Annotated in this window: 19 protein-coding genes and 1 pseudogene; 11 read left to right on the top strand and 9 right to left on the bottom strand. The window is 65.0% G+C overall.

From position 1 onward, the window contains the following. The first annotated feature begins 71 nt into the window (after positions 1 to 71). Both ABXS05_RS26750 and ABXS05_RS26745 read left to right on the top strand, forming a co-directional pair. Positions 72 to 929: a LysR family transcriptional regulator gene (locus tag ABXS05_RS26750; protein WP_367625962.1), complete on the top strand. Its 858-nt coding sequence runs from the start codon at positions 72 to 74 to the stop codon at positions 927 to 929. 174 nt (positions 930 to 1,103) lie between these two features. After that, the gene (locus ABXS05_RS26745; RefSeq protein ID WP_367625961.1) at positions 1,104 to 2,498 is read left to right on the top strand and encodes an amidohydrolase family protein; all 1,395 of its coding nucleotides are present in this window, start codon (positions 1,104 to 1,106) and stop codon (positions 2,496 to 2,498) included. Positions 2,499 to 2,550: 52 nt separating this feature from the next. Here the strand turns inward: ABXS05_RS26745 and ABXS05_RS26740 are convergent, their stop codons facing one another. Together ABXS05_RS26740 and ABXS05_RS26735 are read right to left on the bottom strand one after the other, a co-directional pair. Beyond that, positions 2,551 to 4,218 (bottom strand): amidohydrolase, encoded by a 1,668-nt coding sequence (locus ABXS05_RS26740; protein WP_367625960.1) that lies wholly within the window; start codon positions 4,216 to 4,218, stop codon positions 2,551 to 2,553. 118 nt (positions 4,219 to 4,336) lie between these two features. Continuing rightward, positions 4,337 to 5,566 (bottom strand): YbfB/YjiJ family MFS transporter, encoded by a 1,230-nt coding sequence (locus tag ABXS05_RS26735; RefSeq protein WP_367625959.1) that lies wholly within the window; start codon positions 5,564 to 5,566, stop codon positions 4,337 to 4,339. Positions 5,567 to 5,689: 123 nt separating this feature from the next. Between ABXS05_RS26735 and ABXS05_RS26730 the strand changes: the two genes are divergently transcribed. After that, positions 5,690 to 6,571: a LysR family transcriptional regulator gene (locus ABXS05_RS26730; RefSeq protein WP_367625958.1), complete on the top strand. Its 882-nt coding sequence runs from the start codon at positions 5,690 to 5,692 to the stop codon at positions 6,569 to 6,571. A 70-nt stretch (positions 6,572 to 6,641) separates the two neighbouring features. On the opposite strand, the gene ABXS05_RS26725 is transcribed toward ABXS05_RS26730, so the two are convergent. Next, positions 6,642 to 6,929, bottom strand: coding sequence for a hypothetical protein (locus ABXS05_RS26725; RefSeq protein ID WP_367625957.1), 288 nt, complete (start codon positions 6,927 to 6,929; stop codon positions 6,642 to 6,644). A gap of 384 nt (positions 6,930 to 7,313) precedes the next feature. Here ABXS05_RS26725 and acnA point away from each other — a divergent pair, with 384 nt between their 5' ends. The 3 genes from acnA to ABXS05_RS26710 all read left to right on the top strand — a co-directional run bounded on the left by acnA (position 7,314) and on the right by ABXS05_RS26710 (position 11,375). Beyond that, on the top strand, positions 7,314 to 9,995 hold the full coding sequence (acnA, locus tag ABXS05_RS26720) for an aconitate hydratase AcnA (RefSeq protein WP_311935775.1): 2,682 nt from the start codon (positions 7,314 to 7,316) through the stop codon (positions 9,993 to 9,995). 162 nt (positions 9,996 to 10,157) lie between these two features. Continuing rightward, a complete protein-coding gene (locus ABXS05_RS26715) occupies positions 10,158 to 10,826 on the top strand; it encodes a carbonic anhydrase (protein WP_311935778.1) in 669 nt (222 codons plus the stop codon). Positions 10,827 to 11,102: 276 nt separating this feature from the next. Then, positions 11,103 to 11,375, top strand: coding sequence for a hypothetical protein (locus ABXS05_RS26710; RefSeq protein WP_367625956.1), 273 nt, complete (start codon positions 11,103 to 11,105; stop codon positions 11,373 to 11,375). Between the two features lie 23 nt (positions 11,376 to 11,398). Here ABXS05_RS26710 and ABXS05_RS26705 read toward each other — a convergent pair whose 3' ends face one another. Then, the gene (locus tag ABXS05_RS26705; protein ID WP_068298273.1) at positions 11,399 to 11,833 is read right to left on the bottom strand and encodes an Lrp/AsnC family transcriptional regulator; all 435 of its coding nucleotides are present in this window, start codon (positions 11,831 to 11,833) and stop codon (positions 11,399 to 11,401) included. A 120-nt stretch (positions 11,834 to 11,953) separates the two neighbouring features. Between ABXS05_RS26705 and ABXS05_RS26700 the strand changes: the two genes are divergently transcribed. After that, positions 11,954 to 12,862 carry a DMT family transporter gene (locus ABXS05_RS26700; RefSeq protein ID WP_367625955.1) on the top strand — a complete coding sequence of 303 codons (909 nt, stop codon included), beginning with the start codon at positions 11,954 to 11,956 and terminating at the stop codon, positions 12,860 to 12,862. On the opposite strand, the gene ABXS05_RS26695 is transcribed toward ABXS05_RS26700, so the two are convergent. The 3 genes and pseudogenes from ABXS05_RS26695 to ABXS05_RS26685 form a co-directional block, all read right to left on the bottom strand. After that, entirely contained in the window at positions 12,846 to 13,709 is an 864-nt protein-coding gene (locus ABXS05_RS26695) for an EamA family transporter (RefSeq protein ID WP_367625954.1), read from the bottom strand. The genes ABXS05_RS26700 and ABXS05_RS26695 overlap by 17 nt on opposite strands. A 138-nt stretch (positions 13,710 to 13,847) precedes the next feature. Continuing rightward, the gene (locus ABXS05_RS26690) at positions 13,848 to 14,531 is read right to left on the bottom strand and encodes a lysophospholipid acyltransferase family protein (protein WP_311935795.1); all 684 of its coding nucleotides are present in this window, start codon (positions 14,529 to 14,531) and stop codon (positions 13,848 to 13,850) included. Positions 14,532 to 14,626: 95 nt separating this feature from the next. Next, a pseudogene (locus ABXS05_RS26685) lies at positions 14,627 to 15,157 on the bottom strand (Lrp/AsnC family transcriptional regulator). Between the two features lie 66 nt (positions 15,158 to 15,223). Here ABXS05_RS26685 and ABXS05_RS26680 point away from each other — a divergent pair. Then, positions 15,224 to 15,610, top strand: a complete 387-nt coding sequence (locus ABXS05_RS26680) for a RidA family protein (RefSeq protein ID WP_367625953.1) — start codon at positions 15,224 to 15,226, stop codon at positions 15,608 to 15,610. Positions 15,611 to 15,778: 168 nt separating this feature from the next. Here ABXS05_RS26680 and ABXS05_RS26675 read toward each other — a convergent pair whose 3' ends face one another. Then, the gene (locus ABXS05_RS26675) at positions 15,779 to 17,671 is read right to left on the bottom strand and encodes a M3 family oligoendopeptidase (RefSeq protein WP_367625952.1); all 1,893 of its coding nucleotides are present in this window, start codon (positions 17,669 to 17,671) and stop codon (positions 15,779 to 15,781) included. A gap of 374 nt (positions 17,672 to 18,045) precedes the next feature. Between ABXS05_RS26675 and ABXS05_RS26670 the strand changes: the two genes are divergently transcribed. From ABXS05_RS26670 to ABXS05_RS26660, 3 genes are all read left to right on the top strand, one after another. Continuing rightward, positions 18,046 to 19,563, top strand: coding sequence for a sigma-54-dependent transcriptional regulator (locus tag ABXS05_RS26670; RefSeq protein ID WP_367625951.1), 1,518 nt, complete (start codon positions 18,046 to 18,048; stop codon positions 19,561 to 19,563). A 165-nt stretch (positions 19,564 to 19,728) separates the two neighbouring features. Then, positions 19,729 to 21,726: a L,D-transpeptidase scaffold domain-containing protein gene (locus ABXS05_RS26665; RefSeq protein ID WP_311935815.1), complete on the top strand. Its 1,998-nt coding sequence runs from the start codon at positions 19,729 to 19,731 to the stop codon at positions 21,724 to 21,726. 345 nt (positions 21,727 to 22,071) lie between these two features. Further along, complete coding sequence (locus ABXS05_RS26660; protein ID WP_311935818.1) at positions 22,072 to 23,637, top strand: peptidoglycan L,D-endopeptidase MepK; 1,566 nt, start codon at positions 22,072 to 22,074, stop codon at positions 23,635 to 23,637. A 10-nt stretch (positions 23,638 to 23,647) separates the two neighbouring features. Here the strand turns inward: ABXS05_RS26660 and ABXS05_RS26655 are convergent, their stop codons facing one another. Further along, the gene (locus ABXS05_RS26655) at positions 23,648 to 23,920 is read right to left on the bottom strand and encodes a BolA family protein (protein WP_311935940.1); all 273 of its coding nucleotides are present in this window, start codon (positions 23,918 to 23,920) and stop codon (positions 23,648 to 23,650) included. Between the last annotated feature and the right edge of the window lie 244 nt (positions 23,921 to 24,164).

The raw sequence follows: 24,164 nt of genomic DNA, 5'->3' as shown, positions 1-24,164 counted from the left end.
CGTTCCAAGCAATCGAGCCCACTGTGGTCTATTGTCGGGCGATCGAACCGAGGGGTGCCGGCGGTGGGCGCATGAATCGCTATCCGATGTTCAATCCGCAGCTGCTGAACAGCTTCGTGTCGGTATGCGACACCATGAGCTTTACCCGTGCGGCGGAGCGCGTATCCCTGTCGCAGTCCACCGTCAGCCAGCAGATCCGTCGGTTGGAGGAGATGCTCGGCAAACCGCTGTTCGAACGTTCCTCGCATCAGGTGCAGCTCACCGAGGAGGGGGTGAAGCTGCTGGGCTATGCCCGGCGCATCATCGCCCTCAACGAGGAGGCGCATGATGCCCTGACGGGCCTGTGGCGCGACGGCGTACTGCGGCTGGGCATGCCCGAGGATTATACCGTGCCCACCGCCGACCTGCTCGCTGTCTTCAGCCGGGAGCACCCGCATCTGCGGCTTGATGTCACCAGCGGCCTGAGCGCGGATCTGCATGCCGCCTATGGCCGCGAGGAACTCGACCTCATCCTGGTCAAGCAGCGCCGCAGCCAGCCGCCACGCGCTGCCCGGCCCGAACCCCTGCTATGGCTGGACAGCCTGGCCCATCCGGCCATCGAGCAGGCGCCGGTGCCGCTGGCGGTGTTCCCGCCCAATGGGCTCTATCGCGAGGAACTATGCCAGGCCCTCGATGATCTCGGCCGACGCTGGCGGGTCGGCTACAGCAGTGCCAGCCTCGGAGCGCTCATGGCGGCGTCGGCCGCCGGCCTCGGCATCACCCTGCTGCCTGCCGGCTGCCGGCTGCCCAGCCATCGCATATTGGGGGAGGCCGAGGGATTGCAGCCGGTGACCGATTTCGAGCTGGCGCTGTATTTCCGCGATGGTGCTGTCGATGCCGTCGTCACCCTGGCAGAGCGGCTGATCACCTTCTGCGGGCTGGAGGCCTAGGGTGCGGAAATCGCCGCTCCCTTCTGCATGAAGGTTGGCTATTCATTTGCGCTTCGTGGAGAGCCTCCATCATTGTCGAATCGAATGGTCAGCATTGGCAAATCTCGCTGCCATCGAGATTGGCTCTCCCGTAAATTGGGAGCCCAGACAACCGATCGAAGGCAGGAAACCACCGTGGAAAACCACCAGCAGCCAAGCCTCAGGGCGGTTCTCAGCCACAGCGGAAACCGCAGCGCCGCCTCGGCAGTCATGGACATGGCCGGTGGCAGCGCCGTGGCTGCGATGGCCGGCACCGGCCGCCCGGGCGGCGAATCCGGTGCCACCACGCTGCGGGATCGCCATTATTATCTCCGCGACGTGCGGCTCGAAGAAGGCTTCGAGTATGACGGCGAGACGGTGATCGGCACCCGCACCGCGCTCTACACGCTGGAGATCAAGGACGGCAAGATCGCAGCCCTGCTTGCGGCCAACGCCGGGCTGGCCGACGGCCTGCCTCGTTACGGGGCGCATGGCCAGCTCCTGCTGCCGGCGATGCGCGACATGCACATCCATCTCGACAAGACTTTCTATGGCGGCCCCTGGCAGGCGCCGCGCCCGCGCCAAGGCAAGACCATCATGGACATGATCGCTCGGGAGCAGACATTGCTGCCCACGCTGTTGCCCGTCGCGCAGCAGCGTGCCGAGGGGCTGATCGCCCTGTTGCAGTCCAAGGGCAGCACGGTGGCGCGTGGCCATTGCAACATCGACCCGATCAGCGGCTTGAAGGCCCTGGAGCATGTGCAGCGGGCGCTGGAGAACCACCGCGAGGACTTCTCCTGCGAGATCGTCGCCTTCCCCCAGCACGGCCTGTTGCATTCCAGGGTCGAGGGGCTGTTGCGCGAGGCGATGGCCATGGGTGCCGCCTATGTCGGAGGGCTCGACCCGACCAATGTCGATGGCGCCATGGAAAAATCCCTCGACGCCATGTTCCAGATCGCTCTCGATACCGGCAAGGGCGTGGACATCCACCTGCATGAGACCAGTCCGGCCGGCGTGGCGGCGATCGAGTACATGGTCGAAACGGTGGAGAAGAACGCAGCGCTCAAGGGCAAGGTCACCATCAGCCACGCCTTCGCGCTTAGCACGCTCTCGCCGCAGGCACTGTCCGAACTCGCCACCCGCTTTGCCGCGCAGGGTATCGCCGTCGCCTCGACGGTGCCGATCGGCAGCTTTGTGATGCCGCTGCCTGAGCTCAGCGAGAAGGGCGTCTTCGTGATGACCGGCACGGACAGCGTGATCGATCATTGGTCGCCCTTCGGCAGCGGCGACATGCTGGAAAAGGCCAATCTCTACGCCCAGCTCTATGACGGCTCGGACGAGTTCCACCTCTCTCGCGCCCTGTCGATCGCCACCGGCGGCGTGCTGCCGCTGGACGGCAGCGGCAAGCGCGCCTGGCCGAAGGCCGGCGACGAGGCGGGTTTCACCCTGGTTCCCGCCAGTTGCTCGGCCGAGGCGGTGGCCCGCATGCCTGCGCGTACGGCCACCTTCCACCAGGGCCGCATGGTCTATGGCAGCGTCGGCCAGGCCTGAGGGCCTGAGCCGAAAGCAGCGTTCCTGCCCGACGGGGCCCCGATTTCGTCCCTCATCTTCCGGCAGGAAACACACGCCTGCCGCCGACCCAGGTCTCCGCGACTTTGGTCTTCCAGATCAACTGGGGATCGACGGCAAAGATGTCCTGGTCGACCAGGATGAAATCGGCCCATTTGCCCGGTTCGAGGCTGCCGAGGCTCTTCTCCTGATGTGCGGCGTAGGCGGCATCCAGGGTGAAGGCGCGGAACGCTTCAACCCGCGTCATCGCCTGCTCGGCGTGCCAGCCGGCGACGGGCTTGCCTTCGTGATCGGTGCGGTTGATAGCCGCGTGCAGGCCGAAGAACGGATTGGCCGATTCCACCGGAAAGTCCGAACCGCCGGCAATCACCGTGCCCTGGTTGAGCACGGTTCGCCAGGCATAGGCGCCGCGGATGCGCTCATGGCCGACCCTGTCTTCCGCCATGTTCATGTCGGAAGTGGCGTGGGTGGGTTGCATCGAGGCGACGAGGCCGAGGCTCTCGAGGCGGGGCAGGTCGGTGAGCGCCAGCACCTGGGCGTGCTCGATGCGGTTGCGCAGATCGCGCCCGCCCACCTTGGCGAAGGCGCCCTCGAAGGCGTCGAGCACTTCGCGATTGCCGGCATCGCCGATGGCGTGAACATTGACCTGGAAGCCGGCCTTCAGTGCCGTCTCGATATCGGCCTGCATCGCCTCGGGTTTCTTGAAAAGCAGGCCGCGATTGCCGGGATCGTCGCTATAGGGCTCGATCAGCGCAGCGCCGCGGCTGCCCAGCGCGCCGTCGGCATAGAGCTTGACACTGCGTACCGTCAACCGGTCCTGGCCATAGCCGAGCAGCGGGCCTCCAGCCGAGACTTTCTTGAAATCCTCGCCGACGCCGCCAACCATGGCGTAGATCCGGGCGGTGAGGCGGCCCTCGTCGGCGAACTTTCTGTAGACATCGATGTCGGCGGCCTCGACGCCGGCGTCATGCGCCCCTGTCAGGCCAAGCCTGGCCATATGAGCGAGGGCGGCGGTGAGATTGGCGGAGCGATCGGCCTCGGTCTTGGCCGGCAGCATCTTGACGACGAGGTCCATGGCCTTGTCGACCAGTACCCCGGTGGGATTGCCCTGCGCATCGCGTTCGAGGCGCCCGCCATCGGGATCCTTGGTGTCCCTGGTGATGCCGGCCAAGGCGAGCGTCTTCGAGTTGGCCCAGCCGGCATGGCCGTCGACCCGCTCGAGCCAGACCGGCCTGTCCTTCAGCACGGCGTCGAGCTCGGCGGCGTTCGGAAAGCGCCCGAGCTTCCAGATCACCTGGTTCCAGCCGCTGCCACGAATCCAGGCCGCCTTGGGATTGGCCGCAGCATAGGCACTCACTTGCTTGAGGGCGGCCTTGAGACTGGTGGTCGATGACAGATCGATCGTCGTCAGCGTTTCGCCGAGGCCGCCGACATGGCCATGCGCATCGATCAGGCCTGGCAGCATCACCTTGCCACGGCCGTCGCGTTTGACGGCACCTGCATGGGCCTTGACCAGTTCCTTGTGCGTGCCGGTGGCGATGACTTTGCCGTCTTCGCCGAAGACCAGAGCGTCGAAGCGGACGAGCTCGCCGTTGCGGATGGTATAGCCCTTGACGTTCTCGATCAGGACCGGCTCAGCCAGCACGGGCGTGGCCACCATGGTGGCGGCCGCAACGAGGGTCGCGAATCCGACCTTCCTCATACCCAGTTCCCCCTGTACGATTCCCCTCGCGGGCATCATCGGCATGCAGCGGTGGGAGGTAAAGCTCCGGATGGGAAAGGATATGGCCGTGCCCGGCCGGTTCCCGATGCCACGGCGCTCAGCCTTGCCTGCCTTCGTTGCCAGGACGGCCAATGCCGTTGGCGACGAGATCGATCGCCAAAGCGAGGATCATCGCGGCCGCGCCGATCACGAAGAGCAGGCGGTAATTGCCGCCGCTCTGGGCGAAGAGGAAGGACAGGGCATAGGCGGCACCGGCCTGGAACAGGGCGAACCAAACCGTCGCCAGGCTCCAGGCCCGTTTTTGCTGGGCAGGGTGGTGCGGCAGGAGTTCGTGGATGCGGCCGATGATCAGCGGCACTGTGCCGGTGACGAAGGCACCCACGATCAGGCTCGAGCCGATCAGCCATGCCTGCCCGGCCATACCGGCAGGCAGCGCTACCGCGACGGCCTCGAGCAGGAAGGCCATGCGCAAGGCCGCGCCGAAGCCGATGCGATCGGCAAGGTGACCGGCCAGCAGAGGGCCGATGGTGGCGCCGATGCCGAAGATGATCCAATAGAGGGCGCCGACCTCGACGCCTTCACCCAATCCCCGCGCGACGAAATCGACCAGGAAGATCATGTGCGGCACCCAGCCGGCGGCATTGAGGGCGTATTCGGCATAAAGGGCACGCAGGCTTGCCGTTCGCGGGGCATGGCCGGACGCGGCGGGCCGGGCCGTGGCATTCTCGCCGCGCGGCCAACCGCTCCAGGCGGCGGCCATCAGCAGCAGCGAGAGTGCACCGAGGCCAAGCCAGGCCTGCCGCAGTCCCTGCTGCAGGAGCAATGGCACCAGCGTGCCGGATGCGGCAATGCCCGCCCCGATCCCCATGAAGATGGCGCCGCCGGCAAGCCCCCGTCTTGCCGGTGCGATATGGGTGAGGACGGTTGGAGCTGCCAGGACCATCAGCACGCCACCCGCCAGCCCGGCGGCAAAGCGCCAGGCGAAGAACCAGGCAAAGCCGAACGGATAAGAGCAGGCGAAAAAGGTGAGGGTGGCCAGGGCCATCATGGCCCTGAGAGTGGCCACTGTCGAGAAACGCCCGGCCATCGGCCGGCCCATGAGGGCGCCGGCAAGATAGCCAGCCAGGTTGGCGGCGCCGAGATAGGCGGCCGTCGAGGCCTCGAACCAGCGCGCATCGACGATCGCGGGCAGCAGCGGCGTGTAGGCGAAGCGGGCAAGGCCGATGCCGATCAGGCTGGCACAGAAGGCGGACAGGATGGCCCTCCACAGATTGAGGCTGCCCTCGTGGGAATTCCCGCCACGGTCCAAGATGGTGGTGCCGGCCATTCGTCGACCCTCGATTGTCACGCTTGACGACCATACGAGCCTGTATCAATCTATAAAAACGAATATAAAAGATATAAGTTATCTCTTTTTAAGATTAGCCAATTGGTGGCGGATGCGACCGGCATGGACATATCCGATCTGAAGGTTTTCGAGGCCGTATCCCGGCTCGGCAGCATGAACCGGGCCGCCCAGGAGCTGAACACCGTCCAATCCAATGTGACGGCTCGCATCCGTACACTCGAACAGGACCTTGGCGTCAGCCTGTTCCAGCGCCATGCGCGCGGTGTCTCCACCACGCCGGCGGGGCAGCGGGTGTTGCCCTTTGTCAGCCGCATCGCCAGGCTGCTCGCGGATGCGCGAATGGCCGCGCAGGACGAGGGCGTGCCGAGTGGCGCCCTGTCGCTCGGCAGCCTGGAAACGACGGCGGCCCTGCGGCTGTCCGGCCTGCTCAGCCGGTTTGCCAAGGCCTACCCCGCCGTCCGGCTCGTCCTCGCCACCGGCACCACGCGCAAGCTCGTGGACGAGGTGCTGGCATGCCGCCTCGAAGGTGCCTTCGTTGCCGGCCCCATCAGCCATCCGGAACTGAGCTGGCAGGTAGTTTTCCGGGAAGAGCTCGTCCTCGTCACCGCGCGCAACCATCGCAGCATCGACGAACTGGCTGCGGTCGCGGATCTGAAGACGATCGTGTTCCAGATCGGTTGCTCCTATCGCCAGCGGCTCGAAGCCTTGCTGGCCGAGAGAGGAATCGTGACCGCAAGGCCGCTGGAATTCGGCTCGCTGGAAGCGATCATCAGCTGTGTCTCGGCCGGCGTCGGCGTCACCTTGCTGCCGAGAAGCGTCGTGGCTGGCACCTGGCAGGAGGGCAGGATCGCCATCCATGACCTCCCGCCCGAGCGATCCGAGGTCGATACGCTGTTCGTGCGCCGGGCGGATGGCTATGTTTCGAGCGCCCTGTCGGCCTTTCTCGACATGGCGCAAGCGAGCTTCGGCGCGAGCGGCACCTGAAGGCGCTGAGCCATGGACAATGTCGTAACGACCGTGAATACGGCAACGCTTCGACCGTCGTCCTCCGTTCCTAGAGCTTCAGCCAGTCGAGCGTGCCCAGGGAGACCAGGGTCGCAACCAGGATGGTGCCGGCATAGATCAGGCTGTGGCGCCAGCTCTGCAGCGGTGAGCGTTGGCGGAGCAAGGCGGGGCGCGCCAGGACGAAGGCGGCGATCAGCAACGCCACCACCAGGCCGCCATGCTGAATGCCGGTGGCCAGGTCATGCAGGATCACCATCGAGCAGATCAGCAGGGTCGGGAACCAGGCATGCCGGAACTCGGTGCGAAGCTTGGCGAGCAAGGGGGCAAATGGCTGCATGATATCCTCAAGAGCAAACGTTCGGCCGCGTTCTGAAAGCTGAAGCTGGCGGAGTAGATGCCGATTGCGGCGCGAGCGTGCCGTGTCGATGGTCACACCGCGGAAATAGAGAGGAAACGCGGTGTTCTGCTCCGGAATCGGCCGACAGCCTTAACAAAGCGTAAAAATCCGATCGATTTTTCTGCCGCTCCCGCCTCCTACCCGTCCGGTGGCAGACCCCGCGATCCGGGCATGGCAGACGTCGCCAAATAGGCAGTAGCGGCCTGACTGGAATCCTTCTATAAACGCACCATCCCGCGCCGCACAAATCGCCTCGCGAGCGCGAATTCCGCTGACCTATCATAGGCTTGGGGACGCTCCCCGGCCTTTTTCAGGGAACCTGCCATGGCCTCTCTCGACAGCTTCAAAGCCCGCAAGACACTTCAGGTGGGCTCGAAGACCTATACCTATTATTCCTTGAAGGCAGCGGAAGCGAACGGTCTTCCCGGCATTTCCGCCTTGCCGGTCTCCATGAAGGTCCTGCTCGAGAACCTCCTGCGCTTCGAGGATGGCCGCAGCGTTTCCAAGGGCGACATCGAAGCCATCGCCGCCTTCCTGACCAATCGCGGCAAGGCCGAGCGCGAGATCGCCTTCCGCCCCGCCCGCGTGCTGATGCAGGACTTCACCGGCGTGCCGGCCGTGGTCGACCTTGCCGCCATGCGTGACGCCATGAAGGCGCTGGGCGGCGATCCCACCCGCATCAACCCGCTGGTGCCGGTGGACCTGGTCATCGACCACTCCGTCGTCGTCGACTATTTCGGCAACAACGACGCCTTCAAGAACAATGTCGCCCGCGAATATGAACAGAACCAGGAGCGCTACCGCTTCCTGAAATGGGGCCAATCGGCCTTCGACAATTTCCGCGTGGTGCCGCCGGGCACCGGCATCTGCCACCAGGTCAACCTGGAATATCTGGCTCAGACGGTGTGGACCAAGGAAGAGGACGGTGTCACCGTCGCCTATCCCGACACGCTGGTGGGCACCGACAGCCACACCACCATGGTCAACGGCCTGGGCGTGCTCGGCTGGGGCGTCGGCGGCATCGAGGCCGAGGCCTCCATGCTCGGTCAGCCCAATTCGATGCTGATCCCCGAAGTGATCGGCTTCCGCCTTACCGGCAAGCTGCCGGCCGGCGTCACCGCCACCGACCTCGTGCTCACCGTCACCCAGATGCTGCGCAAGAAGGGCGTGGTCGGCAAGTTCGTGGAGTTCTTCGGCCAGGGCCTCGACGCCATGACGCTGGAGGACAAGGCCACCATCGCCAACATGGCGCCGGAATATGGCGCGACCTGCGGCTTCTTCCCTGTCGATGCCGAGACGCTGCGCTATCTCGACAAGTCCGGCCGTGATGCCGACCGCATCGCGCTGGTCGAGGCCTATTCCAAGGAACAGGGCATGTTCCGCACCGCGGCGAGCTTCGATCCGGTGTTCACCGACATCCTCGAGCTCGATCTCGCCACCGTGCTGCCTTCGCTGGCCGGTCCCAAGCGCCCGCAGGACCGCGTCCTGCTCTCCGATGCCAAGGCCGGCTTCCTCGCCGCGCTGGAAGGCGAGTTCAAGAAGCCAGACGAGGCCGGCAAGACCCAGGCCGTCGCCGGCACCGACTATGGCATCGGCCACGGCGCGGTGACGATCGCTGCCATCACCTCCTGCACCAACACCTCCAATCCCTCCGTGCTGGTCGCGGCCGGCCTGCTCGCCCGCAAGGCGGCGGCCAAGGGCCTGAAGTCCAAGCCCTGGGTCAAGACTTCGCTCGCCCCGGGATCGCAGGTGGTGGAAGCCTATCTCAGCCAGTCCGGCCTGCAGAAGGACCTCGATGCCCTCGGCTTCAACCTGGTGGGCTTCGGCTGCACCACCTGCATCGGCAATTCGGGCCCGTTGCCCGAGCCGATCTCGGAGGCCGTCAACAAGGGTGACATCGTCGCCGCCGCGGTGCTCTCGGGCAACCGCAACTTCGAGGGCCGCGTCAATCCGGACGTCAAGGCCAACTATTTGGCCTCGCCCCCGCTGGTGGTCGCCTATGCGCTGGCCGGCTCCCTGCAGGTCGATCTCACGCTGGAGCCGCTCGGCACCGGCAGCGACGGCAAGCCCGTCTTCCTCGCCGATATCTGGCCCGATGGTGCCGAGATTCAGGCGGTGATCGACGAATTCGTCACCCAGGCGATGTTCAAGTCCAAATATGCGGACGTCTTCAAGGGCGACGAGAACTGGCAGAAGATCTCGGCCCCGGCCGGGCAGACCTATGCCTGGGACGAGCGTTCGACCTATGTGCAGAACCCACCCTATTTCGATGGTATGACCAAGACGCCGGTGCCGCCGACCGACGTGCACAAGGCCCGCGTCCTTGGCCTCTTCCTCGACTCGATCACCACCGACCACATCTCCCCGGCCGGTTCGATCAAGGCGGCGAGCCCGGCGGGCGAATATCTGCGCGACCATCAGGTCCGCCCGGTGGACTTCAACCAGTACGGCACCCGCCGCGGCAACCATCAGGTGATGATGCGCGGTACCTTCGCCAATATCCGCATCAAGAACCAGATGCTGCCGGGCATCGAAGGCGGCCTGTCCATCCATTATCCCGATGGCGTGGAAGCCCCGATCTATGACGTGGCCATGCGTTACAAGGCCGAGGGCGTGCCCCTGGTCGTGTTCGCCGGCAAGGAATACGGCACCGGTTCCTCGCGTGACTGGGCGGCCAAGGGCACCAAGCTGCTCGGCGTGCGCGCCGTGATCGCCCAGAGCTTCGAGCGTATCCACCGCTCCAACTTGGTCGGCATGGGCGTGGTGCCCTTCACCTTCGCCGAAGGCACCTCCTGGCAGACGCTGGGCCTGAAGGGCGACGAGACGGTGACGATCGAGGGTATCGAGACGATCAAGCCGCGCGCCACCATCGAGGCCGAGATCACCTTCGCCGACGGCAAGGTCGTCAAGGTGCCGCTGCTCTGCCGCATCGACACACTGGATGAGCTCGACTACTTCAAGAACGGCGGCATCCTGCAGTTCGTGCTGCGCAACCTGGCGGCATGATCCCGGGAGGGCGGGCCTCTCGACGACATGTTTGCATGTCGCGGTATCCGCCCTCTTCCGGTATCCATGCATGGCGGTGTCTCCTGAGATCACCGCCTCGCTCTCTTCTCGACCGTTGTCGTTTCAAGAGCGGACAGGATGTCCGCGCTCCGAGGAGATCCCATGTTCCCCGACAGTCTCATCGCCGGCTACAAGTCTTTCCTCGGTGATCGCTTCTCCCGGGAAAGCCAGCGCTACGAGACCTTGGGAACCACGGGGCAGAGCCCTGAAGTGCTCGTGATCGGCTGTTGTGATTCGCGGGTCTCGCCCGAAGTGATTTTCGACGCCGGGCCCGGCGAGCTGTTCGTGGTGCGCAACGTCGCCAATATCGTGCCGCCCTATGAAGCGGGCGGCCAATTCCACGGCACCAGCGCCGCGCTGGAATTCGCGGTCGAGGCGCTCAAGGTCAAGCATATCGTGATCATGGGCCATGCCAGCTGCGGCGGCATCCGCTCCTTCGCGGAGAAGCGGGCGCCGCTGTCCTCCGGTGACTTCATCGGCAAGTGGATGTCGATCATCGCCCCGGCAGTGGATACGCTCGAGGATCCCGGCGAGACGCCGTCCGAAGACTACATCACCCGCCTCGCTCTGGCCGCCGTGGAACAGAGCCTTGCCAATCTGATGACCTTCGGCAGCGTGCGCCGCCGCGTCGATGCCGGCGAATTGCAGCTCCACGGCGCCTATTTCGGCATCGCTTCCGGCCATCTCCTGGTCCGCGATCCCGAAACCCGCCGCTTCGAGGCAGTGGTCGCCGACATCGGCACGCCGCCCTCCCTGCTGCGCTGCGACTGAGGTGAGGACGTTGCAGGCGCGACGCCTGCGACCCCGGGATATTGCACCGCCTGCCTAAAGCAGGGCCGGCGTCCTTATATCCTGCTTACGCGTTATGCTCCAAATAATACACAATATTTATTTGTGTAATGGGCATGCCATTTCATAAAATGCCTTCGATGTCAGCCCGCCGAACAATTGCGGCAGGGCAGGATAACGTCCTTATCTTTCCCTCGTCCGACCGAATGCTTTCGCGGGCCGGCGTGAGAACAAGGCATTTTCAGAACCGCTTCCGCCATGTCGCATTCAGTCCCGAAAAAACTGGACATCGTGTCCAGGGTAACCATTCACGTCTTTGCTGCCGAAGTCCTCTTCGCCGCCCTGCTGGCGGCCTGTGGATCGAAGGCTTTTGCGGCGACCTTCGCCGCGCTGCTCGCCCTGTTTGCCGTGCTGCAGGCGATGGCGGCGTTCGGGGCTCGTCGCCGGGCGCCATCCTCCTCGCTGACGGAATGGGACGGCATCGCCTGGCTGCTGCTGGTGGCGACGGGGCCCCTGCTGTTCCTGCGCTGATCTCGTCTCGGCGAAGCGCGCCCTCACAGCGGCGGCAGGCGGCGCTTCACCGGCTGCGACTTGACGATGGCGGTGTTGGTCTCGGCCTTGTCGATGAGGCGGTCGAGGATCTCGTCGAGCTGTTCGATCGAGCGCAGGTGCAGCCGGGCGACGAAGCAGTCGTCGCCGGTGACCTTGTCGCATTCGGAGAATTCCGGGATTTCCTCGATCAGCCTCTGCACCCGGGGCAATTGGCCGGGCAGGGGGCGGATGCGCACGATCGCCTGCAGCGTATAGCCGAGGGCCTGCGGATCGACGTCCACGGTGAAGGCGCGGATCACGCCGCGCTCCTCCAAGCGTCTGAGACGTTCCGAGGTCGAGGGGGAGGACAGGTTCACCCGGCCCGCCAGTTCCTTCAGCGAGATGCGGGCATTCTCGACCAGAATGTCGACGATGCGTTTGTCCACTTCATCAAGCATGATGCCAATCCACGATTTTTCCTTCGTGATTTAGGAGGATGTCATATCTTGCCTAATCCTATCCATATAAAACTGCACGGTGCCCGAATAGAATTCAGCCTCCTTTGAGAGGTGCATGCCATGGACAAGCTCCGCGGAACGGCCGAGATGACGGCGGCCATGATCATATCCGGCACGATCGGCTGGTTCGTCATCCTGTCCGGCCAGCCGGTCATCGACGTGGTGTTCTGGCGCTGCCTGTTCGGGGCGGGCACGCTCGCCTTGATCTGCCTGGGGCTCGGCCTTTTCAGGCGCGACGTCATCACGGTGCGGCAGATCGGCCTCGCCGTGGTCGGCGGCGTCGCCATCGTGGCGAACTGGCTCATGCTGTTTGCCGCCTATCCGCGCGCCTCGATCTCGATCGCCACCGCCGTCTACAACACCCAGCCCTTCATGCTGGTGGGTTTCGGCGTGCTGTTCTTTTCGGAGAAGTTGACGGCGTCAAAGCTGTTCTGGCTCGGCCTCGCCTTTGCCGGCATGCTCGGCATCGTGCAGGCCAAAAGCGGGGCTGCGGGGACCGATTATCTGGTCGGCATCGGCCTGGCGCTCGGCGCCGCCTTCTTCTATGCCATCGCCGCTCTGGTCGCCAAGAAGCTCAAGGGCGTGCCGCCGCACCTGATCGCGTTGATCCAGGTGATCGTGGGCACCCTGATGCTGGCCCCGCTCGCCAGCCTATCCCATCCACCCGTCGGCGAACAGACCTGGGCCATCCTGGGCACGCTCGGCATCGTCCATACCGGACTGATGTATATCCTGCTCTACGGCGCCATCCAGAAGTTGCCGACCAGCCTCACCGGCGCGCTCTCCTTCATCTATCCGGTGGTGGCGATCCTGGTCGACCTCGTCGCCTTCGGCCACCGCCTGGACTGGCTGCAGATGGTTGGTGCCGGCGCCATCCTGGTCGCGGCGGCCGGCATGACGCTCGGCTGGTCGCCCTTGCGCCGGAACGAGGCAGCGGTGCCGGGGACGCCGGCTAGCCCCCGATCCTGAGCAGGAGGACGCCGAGAAGGGCGGTGGCAATGCCGAACCATTGCAGCGCCGACAGCCTTTCGCCGCGCAGCACCACGCCGAGGGCGGCGGTGACAGCGCCGGACAGCGTGCTCAGCACGGTGACCACCGCGACGGCCCCGGTGAGCGCGCCCAGGGCCAGCGTGCCGAAGCCGCACAGGCTGAGCAGGCCGATCGCGGTGATGAGGAGCCAGAGCGATGAAGGCGGTGGCTGGAACTCTGCCGGCCGCACCGCGAGCATGCCGGCAAGACAGATCAGATTGGTGGCATAGAGCAGCCACAGCGTCGCCGTGGTGCCGAGCCCGGGCAGGGCCAGGTGTCCCTGCAGCCAGAAGCCGATACCGAAGAACAGAGCCGCCGCCAGTGCCAGGCGCAGAGAAGTCCTCGAACCCGCCGAGGCGCTGTCGTCATCCGGCGCGTAGACCGTGCAGGGTACCCCGATGAAACAGAGCGCCAGGCCCGCCAGGGCCCACCAGCCCAGTATCTCGCCGGTTGCCAGTGACAGCAAGGTGGTGATCACACCATAGGTAGCGGTGAGGGGGGCGACCAGGGCGGCCTTGCCGCGAGCCAGGGCGGACAGCAGGGCCAGCATGCCCAGGAAATTGCAGAGGGCGGCGGCAAGGCCCCACAGCCAGGCCTCCGGCGGGGCCGACGCCATCTGGCCGCGGATGCCAGGCAGGACCAGGACCAGCAGCGACAGGCCGGCAAAGCCGATGGCCTGGCTGAAGAACAGGGACTGGCGCACCCCGAGCGCCCGCGCCGCCGCGCCGCCGAGGAAATCCGTGCCGCCCCAGCACAGGGCTGCCGCCAGGCCGAGAAGAATTGCCATGTTTGCGTCCGCTGTTCGGCCGTGGAAGGAACGTACTTCTTTGAGGCTTCGTCCCTCTTAGCTGCAGCCCTTGCCTCCTCGGAACGCAGAGCCATGCCAAAGCGCGGCAATATCCAGCCAAAACGCGCAAGGGCGCCGTCAGCTCCCGGAACGCAGCCGCCGATGGGCTTCGGCGTGCAGGTCGTCGAGCCCCATGGTGATGCGATGGCTGACCGCGTCGATCTCTGCTGCGTCGGCATCGCTGGCTACGGTGAGGGCCTCCGACCACAATACACAGCCGCGCCCGAAGGGCAGGACCAGGCTGGCCTTGTCCCAGTTGTCGAGGTCTATGCGGGCGCTGGTCACCGCCGCGAACAGGAAGATCGGCCGTCCGGTCGCCCGCGCCAGCTGCACCGCGCCCTTGCCGGCGACACGCGCGACCTTGGGCACGTCGGCCGTCATCAGCACATTGGTGCCGGTTTCCAGCGCCTGGCGCATCGCCAGGAAGGCGGGGATGCCGCATTTGCCCCGGATCTTGGCCCGGGTCTGGGTGCCCGAGCCGCGGATGGTGCCGTAGCCGGCCCGCGCCAGTGCCGTGGCGATCACCGAGCCGTCGAAATGCAGCGAGACCAGCACGCTGGTGCGCGGTGCCCCGCGCAGGGCTGCGACGCTCAGCATTTGCTGGCCATGCCAGGTCAGTGCGATGAAGGAACCGTCCGTCCTCTCCCAGGGCCGCTGCTCGCCCGGCAGAGGGGCGAAGCGCGTGGTGCGCATCACGCCACTGATATAGGCATGCAGCCCATAGCCGGCTGCCCTGGCAGCCCATTGCTTCCTGCGGATCATCGTCCAGCTCCCGAATGCGGGCGCAACCTAGGGTGGGCGGATTGCACGGGCATTGCGGGCAGGCGGACGCCGCCCAGGAGAGCCGGATATTGAACTTAATCCCGCGGCAGCGGGATTTCCGGCCAATCCTCGGTGGCCAGGGGCTGGATTGCCCGTTCCAGATAGGTGGAGAGCACCACATAGCTCTTGGTGCCCCTGACGCCCGGCAGGACATAGAGCTGGGAGAGGAAATGCTCCATGGCCCGCGCGTGTCGGGTGCGGACCTTCATGACCACGCCGGTATCGCCGGCTACCGAATGCATCTCTTCCACCTCGGGAAAGCGGCGCAGTGTCATCATGCGTTCGCTCTTGCCCCAGCCCTCGGTGTCGACATGCACGAAGGCGAGGAAGGGCTTGCCGATGGCCTGGGCGTCGAGAACGGCCGTCGTACCCTTGAGCACGCCGGATTCGCGCAGCCGCTTGACGCGTTCATGCACGGCCGGAGCGGAAAGTCCCACATTCTGGCCGATCTCGGCATAGGTCTAGCGCGCATCCGCGCTCAGCGCACTTAAGATCTTTCGGTCGAAATCGTCGAGGATACGGTCTGGCCTTTCATTCGGCTGAAGATCCTTCGTTTTTGATTTCATTCGGCAAAAATCACTTTTTATCGAAGATTTTTCTGCTCAGAATAGCCCAACCAAGGAGCTCTGATCATGCAGATGATAGTGCGAAATCCTGCTGAAGGCATCTATGAAGCGACACCGGACTACGTCCACGCCATGGAAGTGGTGAGGCCGCAGCGCCTGCTTTTCTTCAGCGGTACCATGGGCCTCGATCTGGCGGGGAGGGCGCCCGCCGGTCTGGCGGAGCAACTCGACTGCGTATGGTCCAATATCCGGCGCATCCTTGCCGAGGCCGGCATGGGCGTGGACAATCTGGTGCGCGTCACCAGCTATTTGCGCGATGCCGCCTATGTCGAAGCCAATCAGGCGGCGCGGCTCGAGGCTCTTGGCAGCCGCCGCATCCCGACCACGGCCATCGTGGTTGAAACGCTCGAACCGGGCTGGCTGGTGGAGCTGGAGGCGATTGCCGCGGGATGAGGATGGCCGCAGTCCGCAACACCCTCTCCCGGCCCGGGAGAGGGAGACTTCGGTGTTGCGATCAAGTCGGGGCTGGCATCGTCTCGCTCGGCACCAGTCATTGCCTCCCCCCGGCGGGGAGAGGAGAAGGGTGAGGCAGTAAAGCCGCTGCCTGCAGCGCTGTCAGCCTCACTCCATTCCTTCGAGCTCTATGATCATGCTCTCGATCAGGTTGAGGCCGATCTGCCAGAAGGCAGGATCGCGCGCGTCGAGGCCGAAGGGGGCGAGCAGTTCGGAATGATGCTTGGTGCCGCCGGCCGCCAGCATGGCGAGATAGCGTTCGGCAAAGCCGTCATGCGCCTTTTCGTAGACGGCATAGAGCGAATTCACCAGGCAGTCGCCGAAGGCGTAGGCATAGACGTAGAAGGGCGAGTGGATGAAGTGCGGGATGTAAGTCCAGAAGGTCTCGTAGCCCGGCCCGATCTTGATGGCCGGCCCGAGGCTTTCCTCTTGAACGGACAGCCAGATCTCGCCGAGGCGGTCGGCGGTCAACTCGCCCTGGCGGCGCTCGACATGTACCTTGCGCTCGAAGGAATAGAAGGCGATCTGGCGCACCACCGTGTTGATCATGTCCTCCACCTTGGCGGCGAGCATGGCCTTCTTCTGCGCCGGGCTGGCCGCCCCTGCCAGCAAGGCGCGGAAGGTCAGCATCTCGCCGAACACCGAGGCGGTCTCGGCCAGGGTCAGCGGCGTCGGCGCCATCAGCGCGCCGTTGTGGCCTGCCAGTACCTGGTGGACGCCGTGGCCGAGCTCATGGGCCAGCGTCATCACGTCGCGCGTCTTGCCCTGGTAGTTGAGCAGCACATAGGGATGGGCCGAAGGCACGGTCGGGTGGGCGAAGGCGCCGGGCGCCTTGCCGGGGCGGACGGGCGCATCGATCCAGTTCTCGTCGAAGAAGCGCTGGGCGATGCCGGCCATGCGCGGCGAGAAACCGGCATAGGCCTCCAGCACGGTGCCGCGCGCATCTTCCCACTTAATCGGCGTGCTCTCGACCTTGGGCAGCGGCGCATTGCGGTCCCAGTGGTTGAGCTGGTCGAGCCCGAACCACTTGGCCTTGAGGCGATAGTAGCGATGCGACAGGCGCGGATAGGCTTCCTGCACCGCCGAGACCAGCGCATCGACCACCTCGCGCTCGACCCGGTTCGACAGATGGCGCGAATCGGCGACATCCTCGAAGCCGCGCCAGCGGTCGGAGATCTCCTTGTCCTTGGCCAGCGTGTTGGTGATCAGGGTGAACAGCCTGAGATTATCCTTGAAGGTGCGGGCGAGGGCATGGGCCGCCTTCTCGCGCTTGGCCGGGGAGGGATCCTGCAGCAGGTTCAGGGTCGGCTCCAGCGTCAGTTCCTGACTGTCCTCCACCCGGAAACGCAGGCCCGAGATCGTTTCGTCGAACAGGCGGTTCCAGGCTCCGCGACCGGTGACCGACTTGTCGTGGAACAGTTGCTCGACGCGATCCTCGAGCTGATAGGGCTTCTCGATGCGGATGTCGTCGAGCCAGGGCTTCCAATGGGCGAGCGCCAAGTCTTCGTCGGTCTGCTGCTCGACCGCCTCGGCCAAGGCCGCATCGTCGATGCGGTTGAGCTCCAGCGTGAAGAACAGGAGGTGGGAGGAGGCGGTGGTCAGCTTGTCCTGCACGTCGCCATAGAATTTGGCGCGGACGGGATCGGTGGTGTCGCCGGCATAGACGAGGCCAGCGAAGGAGGCGATGCGCCCGAGCCTGTCCTCGAGGCCCTCATAGGTCTTGATGATGGTGGCGAGACGGCGGGCGCCCTCCTTGCCGGCCAGAATCTCGGCGAGCTTGCCCTTATGGGCCTCCTCGAAGGCAAGACAGTCGGCCAGGCCCCTGTCGAGATCGGCGGCAATCTCGGGCGAATCGAGGCCCGGGTAGAGATCGGAGAGATTCCATTCAGGTAATCGGCCGAGTTCGCTGCCCTTCCGGTCGGCCCTGGTCTCCGGCGAATCAGCCTTGGATGCCTCGGATGAAGAGGAACCGGAGGATGCGGAAAAAGATTGGCCGGCCATGAAAACTCCTTGAGACCGCTTGGCAACTACGATTGCGGTTATCGTTCGAACGGCATTCCTGAATGCCAGCCGGAGGCTGACACTCCGTGTTTGCAACAAAGCCGGGCCGGCGATACGGCCCCGTGATGGTCCCACATATCGCCGTTCGCGGCCGCGGTTTCAACCATCTCCGCGGAATGTGACTTTGATGAAACGTCGTTAAGCAGTCCTTCACGCTTCTCCTCCTAGATGATCCGAAACGGCACACGGGGCGCTTCGCCCGGGTGAAATCGTGGCGCCTCTCCGGAGGGTGGCCTCGTGCTGGCGCGGTGATGCCGGGTTCCGCAGGGATCGGCATCCGATCGCTGCGCCGGATGAAATGGGACGGGGGATTGATGGGCTCGACTGTTCTGATCGCCGACGACGATCCGGTGCAATGCCGACTTCTCGAGGCCATGGTGAGGCGTTTTGGCTATCATGCCTGCCTTGTCGACAGTGGCGAAGCGGCGCTGCGTGAACTCGAAGGCGGCAAGATCGATCTTCTCGTCCTGGACCTGGTGATGCCTGACCTCGACGGCATGGGCGTGCTCGGCCGCATGCGGGCCCGCGGCCTGCAGGTTCCGGTGATCGTGCAGACGGCCCACGGCTCGATCGATGCCGTAATCTCGGCGATGAAGGCGGGTGCGGCCGATTTCGTGGTCAAGCCCGTGGGGGCGGAGCGTCTGCAGGCCTCGATCCGCAATGCTCTCAAGCACCGCGCGCTGGAACGCGAAGTGGCCGTGCTCGCCAAGCGCGTCACGGGTCAGCTCGGCCTCAAGGATCTGGTTGCCCGCGGTCCGGAGATGGAGCGGGTGGTGCGCCTGGCCGAGAAAGCGGCGGGGTCGACCATTCCCGTGCTGATCGAGGGCGAAGCGGGCACCGGCAAGCAGATGGTGGCGCAGGCGATCCATGGCGGCGGCGAACGCCGCGGCCGGCCGTTCGTGGCCGTCAATTGCGGCACCCTGCCGGAGGCCGAGGCCGAACGCATCCTGTTCGGCCAGGACAAGAACCCGGCCGGTGCCGTCGACAAGCAGGCCGGCAAGCTGGCGGAGGCCCATGGCGGCACGCTCTTTCTCGACAATGTCGGCGAATTGTCGCCCGCTCTGCAGGTCAAGCTGCTCGACGCGCTGCGCAGTGGCGAGATCGAACCGCTCGGCGCTCGGCGGGCTGTGCGTACGGATTTCCGCCTGATCTCCTCGACCAGCCGCAACCTGATCGATCTGGTCAAGGCGGGGCTGTTCCGCGAAGACCTCTATTATCGCCTCCATGTCTTCCCGATCATGCTGCCGGCGCTGCGGGTGCGGCGTGAGGATATCGCCGACCTTGCCTGGCATTTTCTCGCACGCTTCGGGGCCGAGGAAGGCAAGGCCGTACGCAGCATTAGCGCCGAGGCCCAGGCGCTGCTCACGGCCTATGACTGGCCCGGCAATGTGCGCCAACTCGAAAATGCGATGTATCGTGCCGTGATTCTCGCTGAAGGCGACGAGATCGGCGTGCCGGACCTGCCGCAGATCGCCGCCCGCGTGGATGGGTTCGACGTGCGCATCCCTTCTGCGCCGCTGCTGCCGCCCAAGCCGGTGCACATCGGTCCGGCCATGATCACCGGGACACCGCTGCGCGAGATCATCACGGTGCGCGAACCCCACACCATGACCATGCTCGATGCGCGAGGGGACGTCCGCACGCTGGAATCGCTGGAAACGGACATGCTGAAATTTGCCATCCGCCATCATCGCGGGCAGATGACCGAAGTCGCGCGCAAGCTCGGCATCGGACGATCCACGCTTTATCGCAAGCTCAAGGAACTTGGGCTTGACGAAGCGTCGATCGGCGTGAGAGCCGGAGAAACGGGCGAGTCTCACCAGGCGGCGTGAACGGTTATGTGATCGTTTGCACACCAGAATTTGTCTTGAATCTGGCATGGTACTTGTCACTATCGACACAATTGCAGGCGGCGTTGGGACATTGGGCGCCGGAGATTGAGGAATCTTATGAGTTACCGCGCTAATTTGTTGAGTTCGGTCGCTCTGGCTTTGAGCTTGAGCGCCACATTGCTCCCGGCCTATGCCCAAGACAGCGGTACGCCCACCAGCCATAAGCCCGATGCTGCCGCGCCGTCGGTTCCCGGCCTGAGTGCCGGCGAAAAGCAGAGCGCCTTCGCCCCGGCCGTGCCGCAGACCGCGCCGGCCGCCGCTTCGCCGCAGGAGCGGGTGAGCGTGCAGCATGTCAAGCCGGACGCCGCACCGGCTTCGACCGCGACCCTTGCACCTGCACCGGTCGGCCCCGTTCCGGTGCCGGCTCCCGTCGAAATGGCACCGAAGCCGGCCGAGACGGCCGTTGCCCCGGACACGCCGTCCTCGATCTCTGCAACGGCCCCCAAGGGCGAGGCCGCCCCGACGGGCTCCCAGTCCGTGGCAACCGCTTCGCCGGCCGGGCAACCCGCGCCCAGCATGGCACCGACCCCGGAAATCCCCGCTGCCGTTCCGGCCGAGACGCAGGCACCCAAGGTCGAGCCCAAGGCTGAGCCCGTGCCGCCCGCTGAGGCCAGCACGCCTGCTCCCGCGCCATCGGTTGCTCCTGCCGCCGTCACCATGAATCTCGCCGCCAGGCTTGCCGATTACGTCGCCAAGCGTGGCGCCGACGCGCAGGCCATCAGCGATTTCTACGCGCTCCGCGGCGCGACGCCGCTCTGGATCGACAATGGTGCGCTCACGCCCGCGGCCAAGGCCTTGGTCGATCGCATGAACCGCGCAGGCGAGGATGGCCTTGACGCCTCGGCCTTCCGCGTTGCCGGGCTCGACGCCCTGAGCGGCGCGAGCGCCGATGCCCAGGCGGATGCCGAGATCGCGCTGAGCGCGGCTGTCCTTACCTATGTCCGCCAGGCTTCCTCGGGCCGGGTCGACACCCGGCAGATCAGCCGCGACATCGCCAAGGCTCCCAACATGCCCGACCCGGTGGCGGCGCTCGCTTCGGTGGCGATCGCCTCCGATCCTGTCACGGTGCTTGACGGCTACAATCCGGCCTCGCCGCAATACCTGGCGCTGAAGCAGAAGCTGGCCGACGTCAGGGCCGCCAATGCCGCCGCCGCCGAAGCTACTCTGCCGGAAGTTCCTGCCGGTCCCACGCTGAAGGTGGGCATGACGGACACCCGGGTTGCGGTGCTGCGCACGCGCCTCGGCCTGACGGCCAGCGATGCCGACAACGATGTCTATGACGAGGCATTGCAGGCGGCGGTGCGCGACTTCCAGGCCACCCGCAATCTCAAGGCCAGCGGCACGCTGGGTCCCGCCACGGTGGTCGCCCTCAATGCGGCCCTGCGCCAGCCGCGCGTCAATACCGAGAGCGAGATCATCGCCAATATGGAGCGCTGGCGCTGGTTGCCCCATGACATGGGCCTGACCAATGTCTTCGTGAACGTGCCCGAGTACAAGGTCTGGTTCACCAAGGACGGCGTGCTGAGCTATGAGGCGCGGGTGGTGGTCGGCAAGGCCAATACGCCGACGCCGATCTTCTCCGATCAGATGAGCTTCGTGGTGGTCAATCCGTCCTGGAACGTACCGCAGTCGATCATCAAGAAGGAATATATGCCCAAGCTCGCCCAGGATCCCGGCTATCTCGAGCGCCGGGGCTATGAAGTGAGCTATGTCGGCGGCCAGATGCAGGTGCGCCAGCCGCCGGGTGAGCGCAATGCGCTCGGCTTCATCAAGTTCATGTTCCCGAACAATTTCTCGGTCTATCTGCACGACACGCCGCAGCGCAACCTGTTCTCGCGTGACGAACGGGCCTTCAGCCATGGCTGCGTGCGTGTGGATAACCCCTATAAATTTGCCGAGCTCGTGATGGGCAATGGCTGGACCGAGGACAGCGTCCGCGGCCTGCAGGGCGGGGAAGAGCAGCGCATTGATTTGGAGAGGAAAATTCCGGTCCACATCGCTTATTTCACCGCCTATGTGGACGGTGACGGCGAATTGCAGCGCCTCAACGACATCTACGGATATGACCGGAAGGTGATTTCGGCGCTTGGCCTTCCCGGCTGAAATCTGTTATGCAACGATTTACCATGTTTGGTAAGGGTTGGCGTTCGCCAACCCGCGTTCGTCTTTTTGCCACGTTTCCCAAGCAAAAGGCCACTCCCAAGGCCGGTTTCAACGGCTAGATATTAGGGGTCGAACGGTGCATCAACGGTGCTTTAACCAATCTCGGCAAGACTCCGGCAATCCGGACCTGGCGCCGAGCGTCCCATTTGTGGAAATACGCTCGGCTCTGGTTCCCTCGCCTATTTGCCGAGAGTGCTAATCGTGCAGAACCCACTCAGCCTTTTGCCCCGGATCAAAGTTTCGCGTACCGGTCGCATTCTGGCCATTTCCCTCGCATCCACCGTGATGACGACGGTTCTGGTCGGGCCGACGCAGGACGCGATTGCCAATGGCGATACCCGCTCGCTCTATATGCGCCACCTGCATACGGGCGAGACCATCAACATCACCTACAAGCGTAACGGCTCCTATGATTCCGCCGCGCTGAAGAAGATCGACTGGTTCATGCGCGACTGGCGCCAGAACCAGGCCGTGCGCATGGATCCGCGCACGCTCGATACGCTGTGGCTGGTCTATCGCCAGGTTGGCGCCTCCCAGCCGATCAACATCGTCTGCGGCTATCGCTCGCCCGGCACCAACGGCATGCTGCGCCGGCGTTCGCGCGGCGTCGCCAAATTCAGCCAGCACACGCTCGGCAAGGCGATCGATTATTTCATTCCCGGCGTGTCGCTGTCGAAGCTGCGGGTCGCCGGTCTTCGCCTGCAGCGTGGCGGCGTGGGTTACTACCCTTCGTCCGGCTCGCCCTTCGTCCATATGGATTCCGGCGGCGTACGCATGTGGCCGCGCATGTCGCGCAGCGAACTCGCTTCCGTCTTCCCCGACGGCAAGACGGTGCTGGTGCCTTCGGACGGACGTCCGATGCCCGGCTACCAGCTGGCGATGAACGAAATTCGCCGCAATGGCGGCTCGGCTGGCGGTGGTGCCGGCGAGGATGACGTCGCCGAGACCAGCGGCGGCGGCTTCTTCGCAGCCCTGTTCGGTTCGCGCAGCAATACGACCACCAGCGCCCCGCCGGTCGAAGTGGCCCAGGCCTATGCGCCGACCACGCGCAGCAGTGCCCGCATACCGGCCGTGGCGCCGCAGCCGGCGGCTCAAGTGGCTCCTCCGGCGATGCAGCAGATGGCGATGGCCGATGAATTGGCGACCTCGCCGCGTCGCATGGCGCCTGTGCCGCTGCCCGAGCGCCGTCCCAATGATATCGACGCCGCACAGGCTGCCGATGCTGCGACAGCACAGCTCGCCTCCGCCGATACCGGTCCGCGCATGATCTGGCAGACCGGGGCGAATGGCGCAGGTGGCGAGGTGGCTGCCAATGTGCCGTTGCCGCCGCTGCGTCCGGGTACGGCAGCCGAGGAGAGCCAGGCGGCCCCCGTGCAGCTCGCTTCCCTGGATGCTCCGCCGGCGGTGCCGGCGACGCGGCCGGTGCTCGATCCCAAGCCTCCGGTCTTCGCAGACCTTTCCCAGGGCAGCGAAGGCTTCATGAAGCGTAGCGCCAACCGTCAGTCGCAGCGCGCCCTCGGCTTCGCCGATCCGGCGCCCGTGACCAACACGGCCCGGCCGCCACGGCCGGCTTTGATCGCGACGCGCTTCGAGAAGCAGAACTTCGCTTCGCTGTCGGCACCGGTTTCCGCTGCCCGCAACAAGCAGCAGGCGACCCTGGTCAAGCCGGACCTGCGCACCACGGCTTCGCTGATCGCGGCGCCGTCCAAGACGGTAGTGGTGCGCTTCGGCGTGGCGGCCTATCAGGACCTGCGGGCCGACAAGTTCACCGGCGCCGCGGTGAAGCCCCTGCGCGTCGCCAGCTTCGCGCCGATGCCGGATATCTTCACCGGCTCGATCGCCTCCAACTAAGCCAGAGTTTTTACCAGCGCACCGGTTCGCCCGGTGCGCTGGCTTCGATCGCCAGGGCATGAACGCCGCGCGCAAAGGCAGGCTTCAGGGCTTCGTTGACCAGGCGATGGCGCTCGACGCGGCTGCGTCCGCTGAAATGCGGCGAGACGATCCTCACCCGGAAATGGCTTTCGCCGCCCTCGCGATGACCGGCGTGGCCGGCATGGGCAGCCGATTCGTCCAGTACCACCAGGCGTTCGGGCGCAAGCGCCGCTTCCAGGCTGGTTTCGATCAGATCTTGCATGGATGACGTCACGTTCGCAGGTTTCCTATTGCCCTGACTTTGGCCCAATTCTCCGCGATAGAGGGCCCTCGTCTCGAATCACGTTATTCCTGCGCTAAAACAAGGCTGATTCAAGAGGCCGAAATATCTATCCGCGACCTGGCCAATCCTAGAGCAAAACGCGTTCGTGACCGAACGCTTATTTTCTCTAACTCCCTGTTTCAACGCGTCTTTGCGATTCGTGGTGATCCCGTCAAATCGCAAG

It is taken from the genome of Labrys neptuniae (assembly GCF_040797145.1).
In the GTDB taxonomy this organism is placed as follows: domain Bacteria; phylum Pseudomonadota; class Alphaproteobacteria; order Rhizobiales; family Labraceae; genus Labrys; species Labrys neptuniae.
The sequence above is the reverse complement of the archived record's forward strand: the minus strand, read 5'-3'. Positions and strand labels throughout refer to the sequence as shown.

Excerpts from the sequence above, each read along its gene's own strand:
- acnA (WP_311935775.1), top strand. The coding sequence starts at position 7,314 with ATGGCCTCTCTCGACAGCTTCAAAGCCCGCAAGACACTTCAGGTGGGC.
- ABXS05_RS26725 (WP_367625957.1), bottom strand. The coding sequence starts at position 6,929 with ATGCAGCCATTTGCCCCCTTGCTCGCCAAGCTTCGCACCGAGTTCCGG.
- ABXS05_RS26670 (WP_367625951.1), top strand. The coding sequence starts at position 18,046 with ATGGGCTCGACTGTTCTGATCGCCGACGACGATCCGGTGCAATGCCGA.
- ABXS05_RS26675 (WP_367625952.1), bottom strand. The coding sequence starts at position 17,671 with ATGGCCGGCCAATCTTTTTCCGCATCCTCCGGTTCCTCTTCATCCGAG.
- ABXS05_RS26695 (WP_367625954.1), bottom strand. The coding sequence starts at position 13,709 with ATGGCAATTCTTCTCGGCCTGGCGGCAGCCCTGTGCTGGGGCGGCACG.
- ABXS05_RS26660 (WP_311935818.1), top strand. The coding sequence starts at position 22,072 with ATGACGACGGTTCTGGTCGGGCCGACGCAGGACGCGATTGCCAATGGC.
- ABXS05_RS26705 (WP_068298273.1), bottom strand. The coding sequence starts at position 11,833 with ATGCTTGATGAAGTGGACAAACGCATCGTCGACATTCTGGTCGAGAAT.
- ABXS05_RS26750 (WP_367625962.1), top strand. The coding sequence starts at position 72 with ATGAATCGCTATCCGATGTTCAATCCGCAGCTGCTGAACAGCTTCGTG.
- ABXS05_RS26715 (WP_311935778.1), top strand. The coding sequence starts at position 10,158 with ATGTTCCCCGACAGTCTCATCGCCGGCTACAAGTCTTTCCTCGGTGAT.
- ABXS05_RS26655 (WP_311935940.1), bottom strand. The coding sequence starts at position 23,920 with ATGCAAGATCTGATCGAAACCAGCCTGGAAGCGGCGCTTGCGCCCGAA.
- ABXS05_RS26700 (WP_367625955.1), top strand. The coding sequence starts at position 11,954 with ATGGACAAGCTCCGCGGAACGGCCGAGATGACGGCGGCCATGATCATA.
- ABXS05_RS26740 (WP_367625960.1), bottom strand. The coding sequence starts at position 4,218 with ATGAGGAAGGTCGGATTCGCGACCCTCGTTGCGGCCGCCACCATGGTG.
- ABXS05_RS26710 (WP_367625956.1), top strand. The coding sequence starts at position 11,103 with ATGTCGCATTCAGTCCCGAAAAAACTGGACATCGTGTCCAGGGTAACC.
- ABXS05_RS26690 (WP_311935795.1), bottom strand. The coding sequence starts at position 14,531 with ATGATCCGCAGGAAGCAATGGGCTGCCAGGGCAGCCGGCTATGGGCTG.
- ABXS05_RS26735 (WP_367625959.1), bottom strand. The coding sequence starts at position 5,566 with ATGGCCGGCACCACCATCTTGGACCGTGGCGGGAATTCCCACGAGGGC.
- ABXS05_RS26680 (WP_367625953.1), top strand. The coding sequence starts at position 15,224 with ATGCAGATGATAGTGCGAAATCCTGCTGAAGGCATCTATGAAGCGACA.
- ABXS05_RS26730 (WP_367625958.1), top strand. The coding sequence starts at position 5,690 with ATGGACATATCCGATCTGAAGGTTTTCGAGGCCGTATCCCGGCTCGGC.